We start from the raw sequence: 20,100 nt of genomic DNA, 5'->3' as shown, positions 1-20,100 counted from the left end.
TTCTGAAGAAAATAAAAATATATTTCAATAATGAAACGATGATGTTAAAATATTTAGAATGCTTCTTAGTTTAAGCCAACTCCGTAAACATATTCATCCAGCTCAATTCTAAACAAAGAACCTTCTACTAAATCCTTAATTGATTTTAATTCTTTTATTGAAACCGCTAAATCTATGGCAGAGCAAGGGGTTTTAAGTAAAAATTTGTGGCAGGAATTTTTTAATTCACAAGCTTCGCAACAAGCATTTTCAATCATGCTGTCTTCGATTAAATCACAAAAGTGATTAAGTTCTGAAACTGTAAAGTAAAAACCGGTTTCTTTAAAAACCAATTGTATTTTATCGGTTATGGTTTCATTTTCCTTTTTCCAGTAAAAAGCGATTCCAAAATTATTATGATATAATTGTTCTATTTCTCTCATTAGAAAATCTTTTATTGCAACAAATATAAATATTATTTATATTAATTCTAAATAAAAACCTCATAAAGTTTAGGGAAATATTTTACCATATAAGTTATATAAGTTCATTTAGAAAGAAAAACATTGTCGAGAAAACTTATATTTCTTATATCACTTATATGGTTGAAGAAAATATTTACTCCATATTCTGATGATCTTCCATGTCTTTTCGAAGATCTAAATTTCTAAATGTAGGAGATTTTATCCCAAAGCCTAAAACGGTTAATAAAGTCATGCTTCCGCCAAAAACTACCGAAACTACAGTTCCCATCAATTTAGCGGTTAAACCGCTTTCAAAAGCACCTAATTCGTTAGATGAACCTACAAACATCGAATTTACAGCAGCAACACGACCACGCATATGATCCGGCGTTTTAAGTTGTAAAATCGTTTGGCGAATTACAACCGAAATTCCGTCAGCAAGTCCGCTTAAAAATAATGCCACAACCGAAATCCAGAAAATAGTCGAAACTCCAAATAAAATAATCGATAATCCGAAAACAAAAATGGCACCTAAAAGTTTTATTCCCGCTTTTTTGTATAGAGGCACATAGGCTGAGATCATCATGGTAATAAAAGCACCAACTGCCGGCGCGGCTCGTAGAACTCCAAAACCTTCAGGTCCAACTTTCAAAATATCCTGTGCAAAAACAGGCAACAAAGCAACTGCTCCTCCAAAAAGAACTGCAACCATATCAAGGGAAAGTACTCCTAAAATGGTTTTATTATTGAAGACAAATTTTAATCCTTCTTTAAGGCTTTCCATAATAGGTTCACCAATTTTAGGATTCAGTATTGGTTTTTTGCTGATTTGTGATAATGCGATTAATGCAAAAAGTGAACAGGCAAAAACAGAACACATTGACCAGTGAACACCAATGTAATTAATAGAAAATCCCGCAATCGCAGGTCCTAAAACCGAACCAATTTGCCAAACCGAACTACTCCATGTCGCAGCATTTGGATATACTTTTTTTGGGACAATTAAGGATAATAGGGAAAAAATTGTCGGTCCAAGAAAAGCACGAACCAATCCGCCAAGAAAAACTAAAAAGTAAATAGAATATAAAATAGCATCCGTCGACCAGCTGCCAATTACTTTTGGCCAGGTTAGTAAAAATAGCCCAAAACTAATTACAGAAAATCCCAGAATACACTTTACCAATAATCCTTTTTTCTCTCTTTGATCCACCATATGTCCCGCAAATAATGCCATTGATACGGCAGGAATTACTTCCATCAAACCAATTAATCCTAAAGATAGCGGGTTTTTAGTCAAACTATACACTTCCCATTCTATCACAATAAATTGCATGGACCAGGCAAAAACCATCGCGAAACGCAATAATAAAAACACATTAAATTCTCTGTAACGCAACGCCTGATAAGGATCTTGCTTGTTTGTTTTAGTTGTCATTTGTTTTGATATCTTTAAGCATAAGTTGAGTTGAAACAGTCCCGTTCCACTCGTTTTCAGCCAATGAATACGCTAACTGAAAAGATTGTTGATTTTTTACGATGTCTATTTTTTTTCCCAGACCAAAACCTATTGCGGCAATTCCGTCTGAGTTATTTTGTTTTATAAAAAGTCTTAGATGTTCCTCTTCTGCGCCTAAAGTTTTTGCATAACCAGTATCTTTTGCATTTTTGGTCATAAAAACCGGCGTCATATTTAAAGGTCCAAAAGGTTCAAATTGTTTTAAAATCCTGATTAGTTTTGGCGTAATATCGACGAAATCAATTTCGGCGTCAACTTCGATTTCCGGAGTTCGCATTTCTGGTAAAATAGTAACCGAAACCTGTTTTTCAAAAGCTTCTTTGAAAATTGTATAATTCTCTGCTTTCAAGGTCATTCCGGCGGCATACATATGTCCTCCAAATTGTTCCAAATGTTCAGAACACGCATCTAAGGCATTGTAAACATCAAAACCCTTTACAGATCTTGCAGATGCAGCATATTTATCACCGCTTTTGGTAAAAACCAAAGTAGGTCGATAATAGGTTTCAATTAATCTTGAAGCCACAATCCCGATAACGCCTTTATGCCAGTCTTCCTGAAAAACAACTGTCGAAAATCGTTCCTGTTCCTGATTTTGTATAATTTGCTGAAAAGCTTCTTTAGTGATTTGCTTGTCTAAATCTTTTCGATCTGAGTTGTATTGTTCAATTTCTGAAGCGAATTGCTGGGCTTGCTCAAAATTAAATTCGGTCAATAATTCAACCGCATGATTGCCATGTTTTATTCTTCCCGCAGCATTTATTCTGGGCGAAATAATAAAAACAACATCAGTAATATCCAATGTTTTCTTTTTTACCTGATGAACTAACGCCTTAATTCCGGGTCTTGGATCTGAGTTGATTACTTGCAACCCAAAATAAGCTAAAACTCTATTTTCTCCTGTAATGGGGACAATATCGGCAGCGATTGCCGTTGCAACTAAATCCAGATATGGAATTAAATCTTCGATCGTTTCTCCCCGGTTTGTTCCTAATGCCTGAATTAATTTAAAACCAACACCACAACCGCATAATTCATCGTAAGGATAATGGCAATCTTCTCTTTTTGGATCTAAAACAGCAACTGCATCCGGAAGAAATTCTCCGGGTCTGTGGTGATCGCAAATAATAAAATCGATGTTTTTTTCTTTCGCGTAGGCGATATGATCAATTGATTTTATTCCGCAATCGAGTGCAATAATTAATGAAATTCCGTTATCGTCTGCAAAGTCAATTCCTTTAAAAGAAATTCCGTAACCTTCGGCATAACGATCCGGGATATAAGTGGCAATATTGGGATAATGTGATTTTAAATAGGAAGAAACCAGAGAAACCGCCGTTGTTCCATCGACATCATAATCACCAAAAACCATAATGTTTTCCTGATTTTCAATTGCCATTTCTATTCTGGCAACCGCTTTATCCATATCTTTCATCAGGAACGGATCATGGAGATGCTCTAACTTAGGACGAAAGAAATTTTTGGCATCTTCAAAAGTTTCAATGCCACGCTGAATCAAAAGTGTTGCTACAAAATCTTCTACATTTAAGGCTTGCGCCAAATGTTTGATTTTATCTTCAGAAGGTTTTGTTTTTAATGTCCAACGCATTTTTTTATTGTAGATTTTAGTCCCGATAGCTATCAGGATTGATTTTAGATTTTGCTGAGATTAATGTAATTTATCAAACCTTTTATTTATTAAAGTAATTAAATCGTCAGGATTTTTATTTTGGTTTTTAAAGTTGTAAAATTCACTATTAATGGATTTATCAGATGCTTTTCCGTTGCTGATTTTAATTATGTATGGAAATCCTTTTCGATCAGAAATATTGTTTAACATGTGAGAGATATATTTCCGAGTGTATTCGGATTTTAAATTTTTACCTTCCAGAAAAACATACTCAATATCTTGTGCAAGATTACCTATGATATTTTTTTCAATATAATGGTGGCTGTTTTTCCGGGTGTTATAGCAGAAGAATTTCTTTCCTTCAAGGGATAATAAATAATGATGATACCTTTTTTTGAATCGCTTTTTCTGAAAAAATTCAAATATTAAAAACAGTATAACTAAAGGAATAAATAATACAAATAAAGGAATGCCAATTATGAGGAGAAATATTATAGTTGGGATTTCTTTTAATGTGTCCTTCATTTTGTAGTTTTAAAAAGGTATTAGCATTTATTTCAACTCCAAGGCATTTCCTTCAAACTTAATTCCGTCCCAGCCTAATTTGATGAAATTTCTAATGTTCTGGTGATTCGTTCCGTTTGGATCTTTTAAAACTTCGTCATAATAAAAAGCGCCAAAACAAGTTAAGGTTTCTTCTTTGCTTAAGTTTTGCAACTTTGCGAAAGAAAATAATTTACAAGAACCAGAGTTTTCTCCGGCAGCATTGTGCTGTGTTCCGTTTTGAAAAGATGTTGGGGTAAAGTTGTAATTTTCCTCAATTACTGCAATAGTTTCAGGAAATGTTATTTCGTTTGGGGTTTGTTTTACTTTTTCTAAAAAGGCTTGTATGCTCATGAGTATAATTTAAGTTTTTTTGCCACGAATTACACGAATTTGCACTAATTAATTCGTGATAATTGGTGTAATTTGTGGCATAAATATTTTTTAATCTTCTTCTTCTTCTTCTTCTTCTTCCTGATCCTTTGAAAATTTACTTTTCTTCGGTTCTTTTATGATTGTTTTTCCGGCAACGACTACTACAATTTCACCACGTGGAGCTGTTTTTTCAAAATGGGTTAAAACTTCTCTTGCCGTTCCGCGAACATTTTCTTCGTGTAGTTTTGATAATTCTCTCGAAACACAAACTTGCCTGTCTTCTCCAAAATAGGTAATAAATTCAGCTAAAGTCTTAACGAGTTTATGTGGCGAAACGTATAAAATCATTGTTCTGGTTTCTTCGGCTAAAGCCAAAAACCGAGTCTGACGCCCTTTTTTATCAGGAAGAAAACCTTCGAAAACAAATTTGTCATTGGGTAATCCGCTATTCACTAAAGCAGGTACAAAAGCTGTTGCGCCTGGCAAACATTCGACTTCAATTTTATTTTCTACACAAGCGCGTGTCAATAAAAAACCCGGATCTGAAATTGCGGGAGTTCCTGCATCCGAAATTAAAGCGATGGTTTCACCGGCTTTTAAACGCGCAATTAAATTCTCGGTTGTTTTGTGCTCGTTGTGCATATGATGGCTGTGCATGTGCGTGCCAATTTCAAAATGCTTTAGCAATTTACCACTCGTTCTAGTGTCTTCGGCCAAGATCAAATCGACTTCTTTCAGAATCCTGATCGCACGAAAAGTCATGTCTTCAAGATTGCCAATAGGCGTTGGAACGATATATAATTTAGACATATTTTTTATTTTATAACACGAATTTCACTAATTAACACAGATTAAAAGTGCTTTTGAAAATTTCACAAAGAAAAAAATTCGTGTTAATTCGTGTAAGCTGTGTTTTATTTTTTTATGAGAATTTCTTTTCTACAATTGCCAGGAAGCGTTCGGCGTAATCGTCTTTTCCTTCCCAGTTATTATAATCCGGTTTTACCATGTTTTCTATAAATTCCTGTGCTTCGCTGTAATTGTCAAAAGTCAGTAACTGATTTAAAACACGGCTGTAATCCTCAGAATTATTTCCGAAAAGGTTTTTTGTAAAAGCTATTCTGTCATTCAAATCAACATGAAAACCTTTCGCCAGCTTTTCGTTTAAAGTTGCTGTTTTAGATTCTGTTGGTTTTTCAATCACCTTAGTTTCAACAATCTCTTGTTTATTTTCAAATTCGTTAATAACCGGAGTTGGGGTAGGAGTTACGTTTTCATAACTGTCTACTTTTACGAACTGCGCATCTGCATAATTCATTCCAAAATCTTCAAACGAAATTGTAACAGGACTTGGTTTAGATGAAGTTTCCTCTTTTGGTTGTTCCTTCTCAGGTTCTTTTTCTTCGGGTATATCAAATTCAAAAGCAGGTTTAAAGTCCGGAATAGGTTTTAAATCGCTTATAGTCCTAAACGAAAGTTCTTCTGTTTCGGTTTCTTTTTTTGTTTCAAAAATTGGTTCTTCGATTTTTTCAACAACCGGATCTTCAGTAATTTCAGCAACAGGTTCCGGGATAGTTTCGATTTCCGGCTCCGGAATTACTTCTTCCTGAACTTCAGCAACGATTTCTTCCTGAACTTCTTCGGGTTTAATTTCTTCGGTAATTTCCGGTTCAGGAACTGCTTCAATTGGAGTTTCTTCAACTGCAACAGGAGTCTCTGTAACGATTTCTGACGGAATTATTTCCTCTTTATCAAATATAGATTCAATTTCTGCAGAGATTTCACTGTGACCAATTGTTGGCTTTGCAGAGTTGAAATGTTCGTCCACAAATTTTAAAACGGCTAATTTCTCATATAATTTCTGAGTTTCAAGATACAATTGATTGATATCGGATTTGTTTTTAAGCTTTAAAATTCGATGTGCAATGCTGATTAAATCGGCTTCCAATTTTTTTTTCATAACTGTTGAAATTATAGTGAATAGGGTATTTTAGTATATTTTGTATTTGAATATCTTTATTCTTAGAAGAAATCTGAAAGATATTTTTTTATTTCTGTTAATAAGCGTTCGCGAATCTTCGATTTGATAAAAATTTTCTACTTTTGAAAAAGTGTAAAAACGGCAATTTTCCACGTCGATTTATTACCAGTACAAAGTAATAAAAACTATTCATTTTTAAAGGTAGAAAAATACAAAATGTTTCTCGAAAATACAGTAAATCACAAAGAACAATTTGGTTGGATTGAAGTTATTTGTGGATCAATGTTTTCGGGTAAAACCGAGGAGTTAATCCGCAGATTAAAACGCGCTCAATTTGCCAAACAAAAAGTCGAAATTTTCAAACCCGCTATTGATACCCGCTATCATGACGAAATGGTAGTTTCCCATGATTCTAACGAAATTCGCTCAACTCCGGTTCCCGCCGCTGCTAATATTTCTATTTTAGCACAAGGTTGCGATGTTGTGGGGATTGATGAAGCGCAGTTTTTTGATGATGAGATTATTACAGTTTGTAATGATCTGGCAAATCAGGGAATTCGCGTCATAGTTGCAGGACTTGATATGGATTTTAAAGGGAATCCTTTCGGTCCAATGCCCGGCCTTATGGCAACTGCGGAATATGTGACTAAAGTTCATGCTGTTTGTACCAGAACAGGAAATCTTGCCAATTACAGCTTTCGTAAAACCGATAATGATAAACTGGTAATGCTGGGTGAAACCGAAGAATATGAGCCACTAAGCCGTGCGGCTTATTATAATGCAATGAAAAAAAATCAGGAAAAATAAAGCACTTTTTCAAAAAAAACAAACAATAAGATGGAGCAACCCCCAAAGAAAAGGAATTTAACTGTTTTAGTGATTAGTGCCGTTGTAGCGTTATCATTGGCTTTAATTTTATACTACTCTTTTAAAGAACCTGTTGCAGATAAAGAAATGGTTGAATTAGTGGAGAAATACAATGCAAATTGCCCTTTAACTATTCAGCCGGGAATTCGTTTAGATAATGTTACTTTACCAAAAGACAAAGTCGTTCAGTATAATTTGACTTTGTTAAATGTAGAAAAACAGACCGCTGAAATCGATACAATAAAACTAAATATTCAGGAAAGTCTAATAAGTACGGTGAAAGCAAATCCCGGACTTAAAATATTTCGAGACAATAATTTTACATTGATTTATAATTATGATGATAAAAAGGCAGATTATTTGTTTGAAATTACAATAACGCCGGAGCAGTATAAATAATTAGAATATTTGATATAATAGAAACCCGACAGATTTTGAATTTGTCGGGTTTTTGTTTGTGTAAAAATGTTGTTTTTTTGTTTAAACTGGACTGAAGTCCAGTTCTACAATATAATTGGTTCCTTCGGAACTTTAAGAAGAGCCTTCGGCTCGATCTATATTGTAGGGCCGGATTTTAATCCGGTTTAATTATATGTAGATTTCAATAAACAAAAACCGACAGGTTTTGAATTTGTCGGTTTTTCTGTTTGTATAAAAATGTTGTTTTTTTGTTTAAACTGGACTGAAGTCCAGCTCTACAATATAATTGGTTCCTTCGGAACTACAAAAGAGCCTTCGGCTCGAACTATTTGTAGGGCCGGACTTTAGGCCGGTTTAAGACGAAATAATATAAAAAAATAAACCCGACAGGTTTTAAAACCTGTCGGGTTTGCTATGTTATAAACTCAAAACTTAATTTTTCTTAATCTCTTAATGGTTAAAAAAAATAAATTTAAATGTTTAGATTTTAAATCTTTTTTCTCATTCTTGCGACCGGAATATCAAGTTGTTCGCGATATTTTGCAATCGTTCTTCTGGCAATTGGATATCCTTTTTCTTTTAAGATATCTGCCAATTGATCGTCTGGTAAAGGTTTCTTTTTGTCTTCTTCTTCAATGGTGTTTTTAAGAATCTTTTTGATTTCTAAAGTCGAAACATCTTCACCCTGATCATTTTTCATTGCTTCAGAGAAAAATTCCTTGATCAGTTTTGTTCCGTATGGTGTTTCAACATATTTACTGTTGGCTACACGAGAAATTGTTGAGATATCCAAGCCAACCATATCTGCAATGTCTTTTAAGATCATTGGTTTTAGCTTGGTTTCGTCTCCGTCTAAAAAGAATTCTTCCTGATAATGCATAATTGCATTCATGGTTACAAAAAGGGTTTCCTGACGTTGTCTGATCGCATCGATAAACCATTTTGCCGAATCCAGCTTTTGCTTAATAAACTGAACGGCATCTTTTTGAGCTGACGATTTATCACGTGAATCTTTATACGTCTGCATCATTTCCTGATAATCCTTAGAAACGTGCAGTGAAGGCGCATTTCTTCCGTTTAAAGTCAATTCCAGTTCGCCGTCAATAATTCTGATTGCGAAATCAGGAACCACATTTTCCGTTACTTTATTGTTTCCTGTAAAAGATCCACCCGGTTTTGGATTTAATCTTTCGATTTCATGAATTGCTTTTTTAAGCTGTTCGTTTGAAACGGCATATTTCTGCAATAATTTATCGTAGTGTTTTTTGGTAAAAGCATCAAACTGATTTTCGATAATATCAATTGCTAAATCAACATATTCCGTTGGTGTTTTATGTTTTAATTGCAATAATAAACATTCCTGCAAATCACGCGCTCCAACTCCTGATGGTTCCAGTTCATGAATTACCTGAAGCATTTTCTCGACCATTTTCTCATCTGTATAAATACCCTGAGTAAATGCCATGTCGTCTACAATATCTGCAACACTCCTGCGGATGTAACCCATATCATCAATACTTCCAACAAGGAATTCCGCGATTTCGCGCTCTTCATCATTCAAAATAAAAGTATTCAACTGATTGATTAAATCCTGATGAAAACTTATTGGCGAAGCAAAAGGCGTTTCGCGCTCTTCGTCTTCGCTATAATTATTCACCTGAGTTTTGTAATCCGGTGTATCGTCGTCGCTTAAATATTCGTCTATGTTAATATCGTCTGCTTCGATTCTGTCACCTTCTGCATCATCATAATCGTCATATTCTTCATTAGCAAATTCATCTGCTTCGTATTCATCTTCTTTTCCAGCTTCAAGCGCCGGATTTTCGTTCATTTCTTCTAATAAACGTTGTTCAAAAGCTTGCGTAGGCAATTGAATTAACTTCATCAGCTGAATTTGCTGAGGAGATAATTTTTGGGATAATTTTAAATTTAAAAATTGCTTTAGCATTTATAATGTTTAATCGTTTATTTGTTTAATCGTCAATTCGTGAGTTCGTGAAAATCGGTTAACCGAATGAACGATTAACCGATTAAACTATTTCTAAAATTCTGCATTTCCAGGAGTTCTCGGGAAAGGAATTACATCTCTAATGTTTGTCATTCCTGTAACAAACAATACCAAACGCTCAAATCCTAAACCAAATCCTGCGTGAGTTGCAGAACCAAATCTTCTGGTATCTAAATACCATGATAATTCTTCTTCGTCGATTTCTAACGCTTTCATTTTTTCGATTAGAACATCGTAACGCTCTTCTCTTTCAGATCCACCAACGATTTCTCCAATTCCAGGGAAAAGGATATCCATTGCACGAACCGTTTCTCTTCCTGGTTCAGTGTTGTCATTCAAACGCATGTAAAACGCTTTGATATTTGCCGGGTAATCAAACAAGATTACCGGACATTTAAAGTGTTTTTCCACCAAATAACGCTCGTGTTCTGATTGTAAATCAGCTCCCCATTCGTTGATGATATATTGAAATTTTTTCTTCTTGTTTGGAGTTGAATCTCTTAAAATATCAATTGCTTCTGTATAAGAAACGCGTTTGAAGTTGTTCTCCAAAACGAAGTTTAATTTCTCCAACAAAGCCATTTCGCTTCTTTCTGCCTGAGGTTTTGATTTTTCTTCCTCTAAAAGTCTTCCTTCTAAAAATTTCAAATCATCCTGACAATTGTCTAAAGCATATTTAATTACGTACTGAATAAAATCTTCAGCCAAATCCATGTTGTCATCAAGATTGTTGAAAGCAACTTCCGGCTCAATCATCCAAAATTCTGCAAGGTGACGAGAAGTATTAGAGTTTTCAGCTCTAAAAGTTGGTCCAAAAGTATAAATCTGACCCAAAGCCATCGCGTAAGTTTCACCTTCTAATTGTCCGGAAACTGTTAAGTTCGTTTCTTTTTCGAAAAAATCTTCTTTATAATTTACTTTTCCGTCTTCAGTTCTTGGCGTATTGTCAAAAGGTAAAGCCGTAACTTTAAACATTTCTCCGGCACCTTCAGCATCAGATCCTGTAATGATTGGCGTATTTACATACACAAATCCTTTTTGTTGAAAATAGTTATGAACTGCAAACGACAATACAGATCGCACACGCATAATCGCACCAAACATATTCGTACGAACACGTAAATGAGCATTTTCGCGCAAGAAATCTAAACTAGGTTTGTTTTTTGGCTGTATTGGGAATTTTTCTGCATCAGAATCTCCTAAGATCTCCAGTTTGTTTACCTGAATTTCATATTTCTGACCCGCACCTTTACTTTCGATTAAAGTACCAATTACAGAAATAGCAGCTCCGGTAGTGATTCTCTTTAAAGTTTCATCCGGTGTATTTTCAAAATCAACAACACATTGTATATTATTAATGGTAGAACCGTCATTAAGCGCGATGAACTGATTATTTCTAAATGTTCTCACCCATCCTTTTGCATTAACCTCCTGAAGCGTCGTCGTACTGTTTAATAAGTCTTTAACTTTTGTGTGTTTCATTTTAATTTTAGATTTTAGATTTCTGATTTTAGATTAAAATAAAAATCAGTGTTTTTATATCGAGTTGCAAATATAAACGATAATAATTAATTTTTGAAGCTGTTTCCCGCTATCCGCTATATCTTTTTATTGCTAAAGAAGCAATAAAAAGGATGCCGCTGCTATCGGGGCTAGGGATTTCGTTTTCTTAAGAAGCAATTATTACTTATAAATTTACAATTTCTCTCATTTTTGTCAATTTCGACGAAGGAGAAATCAGCCTAGAAATTCCGCAAGCAAAAGCAATCAATCTTTGTGGCATTACGTGTGTGATTTATTTTTGTTATTCATCACCAGTTTCTCTACCAAATAATTCATGTAATTTTTGCTGAAGTAATTTCTTGTCCGGAAGTTGCATTTTATATTCAGCAACCAATGTTGGCGACAAGCTTCGACTTAAAGAATATTCAACAACTTCATTATCCTTGTCTTTGCATAGTAAAACGCCAATACTTGGGTTTTCATTTGCTTTTTTTACATCTCTATCAAGTGCTTCTAAGTAGAAATTCAATTGGCCTAAATGTTCAGGTTTAAATTTGTCTGTTTTTAACTCAAATGCAACTAAGCATTGTAAGCCACGATGATAAAACAATAAATCAATAAAAAAATCACTGTTTCCTACTTGCACTCTGTATTCTTCATCTATAAATAAAAAATCTTTTCCTAATTCAAGAATGAAATTCTTCATTTGTTTGATTAGACCCTTTTGTAAATCACTTTCATTATGTGGTTCAGGAAGATTTAGAAACTCAAAAACATAGTTGTCTTTAAAAGAATTGGTGATGTCTGAGTCGATTTCTCTCAACACTGTTGAGAGTTTTGAATTTCCTATCATTGTTCTTTCAAAAAGACTTGCTGAAATTTGGCGCTCAAGTTCTCTAAAGCTATAATTTTCTTCTTTGGAAAGTTTTAGATAAAATTCTCTTTCTTCAACTGATTTACATCTTGAAAAAACAGCTAAATTGTGTGACCAGCTAATTTCTCTTGCCAGTGTTGAGAGTTTTGGAAAATCTTTGTAAGCATCATAAAATTGCTTCATTCGCCAAAGATTTTTGTCTGAAAAGCCTTTTGCGCCGGGTTCATTGTATTGAATATATTCAGATAATTCCTTTACTATAGATTGTCCCCAAGCTGCTTTTTCTATTTTTAAATGGATATATTGACCAATATTCCAATATAAATTGATCAACTCAGAATTGACTATTTTTATAGCGTTAATTCGGGTTTGTTTAATTAAACTGGTGATCTCCGAAAAATCTGTATCCATACTTTAATGTTTATTCCAAATTCGTGTTTCCCTCTAAATTCTCCAAATCCTCTTTCTTAGCCTTCTTCTTTTCAAAAGTCAAAACCAAAGCCGGTAAAACCAATAAATTTGCAAACATTGCAAACGCCAAAGTACAAGAAATTAATCCGCCAAGAGCGATTGTTCCGCTAAAGCTTGAAAGCGTGAAAGTAGCAAAACCTAGAATCAAAACTACCGAAGTATAAAATGTACTGATTCCTGTTTCTCTCAAAGCACTGAAAACAGATTTTTTAACCTTTCCGTTGCTCTGAATTAAATCATGCTTGTATTTCGCCATAAACTGAATCGCATTATCTACCGAAATTCCAAACGCAATACTGAATACTAAAATCGTTGAAGGTTTCAAAGGAATCCCGAAATAACCCATTAATCCTGACGTAATACAAAGCGGTAAAACATTTGTAATTACAGATGCCATCACCATTTTAAATGATCTGAACAAATACAGCATTAATCCTGCAATTACTAAAATAGCAAAAATCAGCGATTCTATTAAGTTGTCAACCAGGTAAGATGTTCCTTTCTGGAAAACCAATGCTTTTCCGGTCAGGGTAACTTCGTAGCGGTCTTTTGGGAAAATTTCAGCAATTTTTGAGCGTAGTTTTTTCTCTACTCTTGCCATTTCCTGTGTTCCAATATCTTTCATGAAAGTCGTGATTCGGGCATATTGACCAGTTGAATCCACGTAAGCTTTCATTAAATTGTCTTTACTGTTTTTAGTCGCATTTTTAGCATATGATAAAATAAAAGTCTGTTCCTGCGAAGTTGGCAATTGGTAATATTCAGGATTTCCGTTGTAGAAAGCCTGTTTCGAATATTTAACCAAATTCACAATAGATACCGGTTTTGATAATTCAGGAAGTTCAGCAATAGTATTTTGGAGTTCATCCATTTTACGCATTGTCGATATTTTCATAACACCTTTTTTATGTTTGGTGTTAATCATGATTTCCAGCGGCATTACACCATTAAATTCTTTTTCGTAAAACAAAATGTCTTTATAAAAAGAAGCACTTTTTGGCATTTCACCAATCAGACTTCCGGAAACTTTCATTTGTGTAACTCCAATGATACTAAAAACCAAAAGTAAACCGTAAATGATATAAATTGTTTTGCGTTTGTTTTTGACCACATTTTCGACGAAATCCAATAAAGTAGAAATATAAGTTTTAGTCAAATGATATAAATGTTTTTCTCCGGGAACCGACATGAAACTGTAAACAATAGGTACAATTAAAAGTGTCAGTAAATAAACCGAAATAACATTTATAGAAGTAACCAAACCAAATTCAAAAAGCAAATCATTGCCCGTAATCATAAACGTAGCAAAGCCAATTGCAGTAGTTAAATTCGTCATCAAAGTCGAAACCCCAATTTTAGAAATAATACGCTGCAAAGCTTTTGCCTGATTATTGTGTAATTTAATTTCCTGCTGGTATTTATTGATCAGGAAAATACAATTCGTAATTCCGATTACGATAATTAATGGCGGAATAATTGCCGTTAAAATCGTGATTTTATAATGAAATAATCCAAGTGTTCCAAAAGACCAGATTACTCCAATAACCAAAATACAAATGGAGATAAAAGTCGCTCTGAACGAACGGAAAAAGAAAAAGAAAATCAAGGAAACGGTAAACAAAGCCGCACCAATAAAAAGTCCGATTTCGCCTTTCATATTATCAGCATTAATTGTTCTGATATAGGGCATTCCGGAAACTTTCAAATCAATTCCGGTTGTTTTTTCGAATTTATCGATCTTTGGAACCAGATTTTCAAGGATAAAAGTTTTTCTTTCGGCAGTATTTACAAGCGCTTTATTGATGTAAACTGCAGAACGAATACTTCCGCTTTTTTTATTAAACAGCAATCCTTCGTAAAAAGGCAAATTGTGAAACAACTCATATTGTACCTTTTTTAAATATTCCGGATCAAGTGCTTTCTTCTGATCAATGAACGGATTCAGAACAAATTTTTCGTTCACCGTATCTTTTTCCAGTTTCTTTAAATCGTTTAATGAAACGACTAAATCTACCTCTTTAGAATTTTTTAAACCTGTCATTAATTCATTCCAGGCAGCATAGTTTTTCGGTGTAAAAAATTTAGGATCCTGAAACCCAATTACCACTAAATTCCCCTCTTCACCAAATTTATCTAAAAACTGTTGGTATTGTCTGTTTACAATATGATCTTTTGGAAGCAAGTTTGCTTCAGTGTAAGTCATAGCAAGGTTTTTCCATTGATAACCAAGGAAAATCGTTAAAGCAGATAGGATTACTAGTATTACTATTCTGTTTTTAAGTATGATTCGGGCTAGTTTTTCCCAAAATCCAACTTGTACTGCGTTTTTCATAAATTGTTTAAAATGGATGCAAATGTAATGAAAAGTGCTCTAAATCATAATTTATGACCTCGGTTTTTACTGTTTATTAACATAGTTAATATTGTAGTATTTAGGAAAATTTAGATGTTTTGTTCAATTCTACGTTAGCTTTTCTCATATTTGTACTTAATTTAAAAATGAAAAGAAAATGAACTGGATTTTATTAATAATAGCCGGACTTTTTGAAGTTGGATTTGCGTCTTGTTTAGGCAAAGCCAAAGAAACTACAGGAATAATCTCCACATATTGGATGGTTGGGTTTTTTGTTTGTCTTTCTATAAGCATGTTATTATTGTATAAAGCGACGCAAGTTTTACCAATAGGAACCGCTTATGCGGTTTGGACAGGAATTGGAGCCGTTGGAACTGTTTTAGTGGGGATTTTGGTTTTTAAAGAACCGGCAACTTTCTGGAGAATATTTTTTCTTTCGACTTTAATTGCTTCGATCATTGGGCTGAAGTTTGTTTCTAGTCATTAAAGATATTGCCCACGGGTTTTACAGATTTAACTGATTTACGCGGATAAATTAATTTTAATAAAAAAAGTTCTCGCAGATTTTGCAGATAAAGCAGATTCCTTAATTCGTGTTTATTCGTGCAATTCGTGGCGAATACACAGCCACAGATTGTACAGGTTTAACCGATTTACGCAGATAGAATTAAATACTGTGAAATAAATCAGTGTAAACCAGTTAAATCCGTAAAACCCGTGGGCAAAAAAAACTTTATAAACTTTACATAAATATGCAGGAAAACAATATTTACAGATATCATAATTCGTTTTTATTCGTGCAATTCGTGGCGAAAAAACAGCCAACAGATTGTACAGATAAAACGGATTTACGCAGATAGAATTAAATACTGTGAAATAAATCAGTGTAAACCAGTTCCATCCGTAAAACCCGTGGGCAAAAAAACTTTATAAACTTTACATAAATATTGCAAGAAAACAATATTTGCAGATATCATAATTCGTGCAATTCGTGACAAAAGAACAGCCCACAGATTGTACAGGTTTAACAAATTTATGCAGATAGAATTAAATGCTATAAAAATAAAATCGGTGTAAACCAGTTCCATCCGTAAAACCCGTAAAAAAAACGTTTTAACTTTACATAAATATGCAGGAAAACAATACTATCACTTTTATATTTCTGGCGATTCTTTTATTGCTAATCGTTATCATTTGTTTTTTGATCTATCAATTGATGCAATCTAAAAAAGCAAAAGACGATGCCGAAAAGAGTTTTTATGCACTCGAAATGAAAGTGAACGATTTGCAGTTAGAAACTTTAGAATCAAAACTGAATCCGCATTTGTTTAAGAATATTTTGAACTCGATTCAGTCCCACGCGTATCAAACTTATTTTGCATTAGATAAACTGGCGAATGTTCTGGATTATATTTTATACGAAAGCAAAAAGAAATTTGTCACCGCAAAAGAAGAAATTGATTTTGCACTGAATTTAATCGAAATCAATAAAATCAAGATCAGTCCGCTTTTTGAGTTGAAGATCAAAACCAATATCAATCAGGAAGATAAATTATACGAACAGCCTTTACTGGCACCGTTAATTTCTATTGATTTAATCGAAAATGCCTTTAAACATGCTGATTTGCAAAGTGCCGATGCTTTTATTTCGGTTCTTTTTGAGTTCAGGGATAATGCCTTTTTTATGACGGTTTCGAATAAGATATCAGATAAAAAAGTATTAAAGAAGGAACGAAGCGGTTTTGGACACGCCACTTTAGAACACCGTTTGCGCATCATTTATAAGAATAACTTCAAACTTGATAAATTCGTAGAAAACGATATTTATATTGCTCATCTTAAAATAGATTTACTTGAATACAAAACTGAAATGCTTGCTTCTGGACGATGAGTTACCGGGATTAATGTACCTGAAAATGCTTTGCGAACAAGTTCCTGAAGTTGAAATCGTAAAAACGTATAACAATCCTGAGAAACTGCTTGCTGATATTCCAAATCTCGATTTTGATTTGCTGATATCAGATATTGAAATGCCCGGAATTGATGGTTTGCATCTTGCCGAAATGCTGGATAATAAATTAGTAATTTTCTGCACAGCTTATAAAGAATATGCCGCCGATGCTTTTAATATTGATGCGGTAGATTATATCACAAAACCCGTAAAACTGGAACGTTTACAAAAAGCGATCTCAAAAGCTTATGAACGTTTTCATAAACCTGATGCAGCAAAAAAGTTTATTCAGTTAAATACGGATAAAGGAAAGACGTTGCTTTATTTCAATCAGATTCAATATATCAAAACTGCGGTTAGCGACAGTCGCGACAAAACTGTTTTACTTACAGATGGAAGTTTCATGAATTTGAAAAACGTAAAATTTGATACACTTTTAACCGAATTACCGGATGCTGATTTTTGTCGTGTAAACAAAAAAGAAATCGTAGCGGTAAAAGCTATTAAGTTTTTTAACCATAACGAAATTATCCTGCATCATTTAGAGAAAAATGATAAAAACAGCACCTTGATTTTAAGTGAAACCTATCGTTCTGACTTTTTGAAAAAGGTGAAATTATAACTTATTACAAAGTTTTTCCCACTTGTTACATACATTTAAAATTAAGTTAAAAAAATCTTTTTCACTTAATTCTGAGTGTAGATATTTGCACCATTAAAATCAGAAAAACGAGTTATGAATAGTATTAAAAACTCCTTGTTTTACGTTACTGTTATTGGTGGTTTTACAGCGCTGATATATTGGGTAATTTCAAAAGGTGCAGCACTTGAAGTTGGGCGCGGAATCGTTCATAAAAAAATAGAAGGCAATCATTGGAATGATTTTCTTACTTCGATGATCGATAATTTAAAACATCCTTTGGCTATTTTATTGGCTCAAATTGTCACTATTATTTTAGTAGCACGTTTATTTGGGTGGGTATTTAGAAAAATTGGACAGCCATCTGTAATTGGTGAAATGATTGCAGGAATTGTTTTAGGGCCGTCTTTGGTCGGAATGTATTTTCCTGAATTCTCTGCAGCATTGTTTCCAAAGGAATCTTTAGGAAACTTACAATTTTTAAGTCAGATTGGTTTAATTCTTTTCATGTTCGTTATCGGGATGGAATTAGATTTAAAAGTTCTTAAAAATAAAGCGCACGATGCAGTTGTAATTAGTCACGCCAGTATTGTAATTCCTTTTGCATTAGGATTATCATTAGCTTATTTTATCTATCATACGTTTGCTCCGGTTGGAGTTGAGTTTGCTTCTTTCGGTTTATTTATGGGAATCGCCATGAGTATTACTGCGTTTCCTGTTTTGGCAAGAATCGTGCAGGAGCGAGGCATGCAAAAAACAAAACTGGGAACCATTGCCATAACTTGTGCTGCGGCAGATGATATTACGGCGTGGTGTATTTTAGCCGTTGTTATTGCGATTGTAAAAGCAGGTTCGTTTACAAGTGCTTTGTATGTAATAGGTCTGGCAATTTTGTATGTAATTGTGATGCTTAAAATAGTGCGTCCGTTTTTGAAACGTGTTGGAGATTTAAATTCAACCCGCGAAAGTCTGAATAAACCTGTTGTGGCTATTTTTTTTCTGACACTTTTATTTTCTGCTTATGCTGCCGAGTTAATAGGGATTCACGCTTTGTTTGGTGCTTTTTTAGCCGGAGCAATTATGCCTGAAAATAACAAGTTCAGAAATATATTTATCGAAAAAGTTGAAGATGTTGCCATTATCGTTTTATTGCCATTGTTCTTCGTTTTTACTGGATTACGAACACAAATAGGTTTGTTAAACGATCCTTATTTATGGAAAGTTACTGCTGTAATTATTGCAGTTGCAGTTGCAGGGAAATTTTTCGGAAGTGCTTTAGCAGCAAAATTTGTGGGACAAAGCTGGAAAGATAGTTTAGCTATCGGGGCTTTGATGAACACCCGTGGTTTAATGGAACTTGTAGTTTTAAATATTGGTTATGATTTAGGAGTTTTATCTACAGAAATTTTTACCATGATGGTCATTATGGCTTTGGTAACTACTTTTATGACGGGTCCGGCCTTGGATTTTATAGGATTTATTTTTAAAGATAAGATAAACGTAGTTCCTCAGGAAATTGGCAATAAAAGCAAGTACAAGATTTTACTATCTTTTGCAACTCCTGAAAGAGGTAAAAAATTATTAAGAATCGCTAATAGTTTAGTTAAAAAACAAGGTGATAATTCGATTGTAACAGCGATGCATTTGTCATTGAGTACAGAGATACATTCATTTGATGTAAAGGATCACGAACGTAAAATGTTAGTTCCTGTTATTGAAGAATCAGAACGATTGAATCAGAATATGGTGAGCGTTTTTAAAGTGACAAATGATATCGATACTGATATTATTGATTCGGCAAATCAAGGTGAATATGATTTATTATTAGTTGGATTAGGACAATCTATTTTTGACGGAACTTTGCTTGGAAAAATTCTGGGTTTCACTACCCGAATCGTAAATCCGGATCGTTTGATTGATAAGTTTACGGGAAAAGAAGGTTTGTTTGAGAATTCTCCTTTTGATGAAAGAACGCGTCATATTATTGCAAAAAGCAAAATGCCGGTCGGAATTTTTATTGATAAAGATTTAGAAGAAGTAGATCAGATTTTTATGCCTGTTTTTAGTAAAGAGGATTCTTTCCTGATTGAATATGCTAAAAAACTAATCAACAATAACGGATCTCAAATTACGGTGCTGGATGCAAGTGGCGAAGTGAAAAACACCAGGGATATTCAGGAAACCATTCGCTCAATCGAACAAATTGCACCTAATCATATTATGATTATGCACGACAGAACAATCAAAAAAGAGTTTTTAGAAACCCAGAACCTGATGATTATTAGTTTAGACAGCTGGAAAAAACTAATTGAATCTCAAAGTACCTGGTTGAATAATACGCCTTCAGTTTTGATTTTGAAACCATAAAAGTTTTTTAAATTCCAAATTCCAATTGTTATGATTGGGGTTTGGAATTTTTTTGCTAAGTATTATTTAGATTGCGAGATGGCACGCGGATGACACTGATTCGCTTAAGCGAAAACACGGATTTGTACGGATTTTTTTATCGTAAGTTTTGTTCACTT

At 33.8% G+C, this 20,100-nt stretch carries 17 protein-coding genes; 6 read left to right on the top strand and 11 right to left on the bottom strand.

Annotated features, from left to right (window positions below):
- Positions 1-65: 65 nt before the first annotated feature.
- The 7 genes from ACHRVX_RS22370 to ACHRVX_RS22340 all read right to left on the bottom strand — a co-directional run bounded on the left by ACHRVX_RS22370 (position 66) and on the right by ACHRVX_RS22340 (position 6,467).
- Positions 66-422, bottom strand: coding sequence for a hypothetical protein (locus ACHRVX_RS22370; protein WP_395336469.1), 357 nt, complete (start codon positions 420-422; stop codon positions 66-68).
- Positions 423-597: 175 nt separating this feature from the next.
- Positions 598-1,878, bottom strand: a complete 1,281-nt coding sequence (locus tag ACHRVX_RS22365; protein WP_395336467.1) for an MFS transporter — start codon at positions 1,876-1,878, stop codon at positions 598-600.
- On the bottom strand, positions 1,868-3,568 hold the full coding sequence (gene recJ / locus ACHRVX_RS22360; RefSeq protein WP_395336465.1) for a single-stranded-DNA-specific exonuclease RecJ: 1,701 nt from the start codon (positions 3,566-3,568) through the stop codon (positions 1,868-1,870). Before recJ ends, ACHRVX_RS22365 begins: the two co-directional genes overlap by 11 nt.
- A 60-nt stretch (positions 3,569-3,628) precedes the next feature.
- Positions 3,629-4,114 carry a hypothetical protein gene (locus tag ACHRVX_RS22355; protein ID WP_395336463.1) on the bottom strand — a complete coding sequence of 162 codons (486 nt, stop codon included), beginning with the start codon at positions 4,112-4,114 and terminating at the stop codon, positions 3,629-3,631.
- Between the two features lie 27 nt (positions 4,115-4,141).
- A complete protein-coding gene (locus ACHRVX_RS22350; protein WP_395336461.1) occupies positions 4,142-4,486 on the bottom strand; it encodes a HopJ type III effector protein in 345 nt (114 codons plus the stop codon).
- Between the two features lie 90 nt (positions 4,487-4,576).
- A complete protein-coding gene (rsmI, locus tag ACHRVX_RS22345; RefSeq protein WP_395336459.1) occupies positions 4,577-5,317 on the bottom strand; it encodes a 16S rRNA (cytidine(1402)-2'-O)-methyltransferase in 741 nt (246 codons plus the stop codon).
- Positions 5,318-5,429: 112 nt separating this feature from the next.
- Positions 5,430-6,467 carry a hypothetical protein gene (locus tag ACHRVX_RS22340; RefSeq protein WP_395336457.1) on the bottom strand — a complete coding sequence of 346 codons (1,038 nt, stop codon included), beginning with the start codon at positions 6,465-6,467 and terminating at the stop codon, positions 5,430-5,432.
- A gap of 237 nt (positions 6,468-6,704) precedes the next feature.
- Here ACHRVX_RS22340 and ACHRVX_RS22335 point away from each other — a divergent pair, with 237 nt between their 5' ends.
- A complete protein-coding gene (locus ACHRVX_RS22335) occupies positions 6,705-7,295 on the top strand; it encodes a thymidine kinase (protein WP_395336455.1) in 591 nt (196 codons plus the stop codon).
- Positions 7,296-7,325: 30 nt separating this feature from the next.
- Positions 7,326-7,754 (top strand): hypothetical protein, encoded by a 429-nt coding sequence (locus ACHRVX_RS22330; protein ID WP_395336453.1) that lies wholly within the window; start codon positions 7,326-7,328, stop codon positions 7,752-7,754.
- Positions 7,755-8,262: 508 nt separating this feature from the next.
- Here ACHRVX_RS22330 and rpoN read toward each other — a convergent pair.
- The 4 genes from rpoN to ACHRVX_RS22310 form a co-directional block, all read right to left on the bottom strand.
- Positions 8,263-9,723: an RNA polymerase factor sigma-54 gene (gene rpoN / locus ACHRVX_RS22325; protein ID WP_395336451.1), complete on the bottom strand. Its 1,461-nt coding sequence runs from the start codon at positions 9,721-9,723 to the stop codon at positions 8,263-8,265.
- Between the two features lie 93 nt (positions 9,724-9,816).
- Positions 9,817-11,265, bottom strand: a complete 1,449-nt coding sequence (gene asnS, locus ACHRVX_RS22320; RefSeq protein ID WP_395336449.1) for an asparagine--tRNA ligase — start codon at positions 11,263-11,265, stop codon at positions 9,817-9,819.
- 322 nt (positions 11,266-11,587) lie between these two features.
- On the bottom strand, positions 11,588-12,571 hold the full coding sequence (locus ACHRVX_RS22315; RefSeq protein ID WP_395336447.1) for a YhcG family protein: 984 nt from the start codon (positions 12,569-12,571) through the stop codon (positions 11,588-11,590).
- 10 nt (positions 12,572-12,581) lie between these two features.
- Positions 12,582-14,963 carry an RND family transporter gene (locus tag ACHRVX_RS22310; protein ID WP_395336445.1) on the bottom strand — a complete coding sequence of 794 codons (2,382 nt, stop codon included), beginning with the start codon at positions 14,961-14,963 and terminating at the stop codon, positions 12,582-12,584.
- Between the two features lie 178 nt (positions 14,964-15,141).
- On the opposite strand from ACHRVX_RS22310, the gene ACHRVX_RS22305 reads away from it, so the two are divergent.
- The 4 genes from ACHRVX_RS22305 (at position 15,142) to ACHRVX_RS22290 (ending at position 19,942) form a co-directional block, all read left to right on the top strand.
- Positions 15,142-15,471, top strand: coding sequence for a DMT family transporter (locus tag ACHRVX_RS22305; protein WP_395336443.1), 330 nt, complete (start codon positions 15,142-15,144; stop codon positions 15,469-15,471).
- Positions 15,472-16,113: 642 nt separating this feature from the next.
- The gene (locus ACHRVX_RS22300; protein ID WP_395336441.1) at positions 16,114-16,875 is read left to right on the top strand and encodes a histidine kinase; all 762 of its coding nucleotides are present in this window, start codon (positions 16,114-16,116) and stop codon (positions 16,873-16,875) included.
- Entirely contained in the window at positions 16,838-17,557 is a 720-nt protein-coding gene (locus ACHRVX_RS22295) for a LytR/AlgR family response regulator transcription factor (RefSeq protein ID WP_395336439.1), read from the top strand. Before ACHRVX_RS22300 ends, ACHRVX_RS22295 begins: the two co-directional genes overlap by 38 nt.
- A gap of 114 nt (positions 17,558-17,671) precedes the next feature.
- Complete coding sequence (locus ACHRVX_RS22290; RefSeq protein ID WP_395336437.1) at positions 17,672-19,942, top strand: cation:proton antiporter; 2,271 nt, start codon at positions 17,672-17,674, stop codon at positions 19,940-19,942.
- Positions 19,943-20,100 lie beyond the last annotated feature (158 nt).

This window comes from Flavobacterium sp. FlaQc-47 (assembly GCF_044006475.1).
In the GTDB taxonomy this organism is placed as follows: domain Bacteria; phylum Bacteroidota; class Bacteroidia; order Flavobacteriales; family Flavobacteriaceae; genus Flavobacterium.
This window is presented reverse-complemented; position numbering and strand designations above follow the sequence as displayed.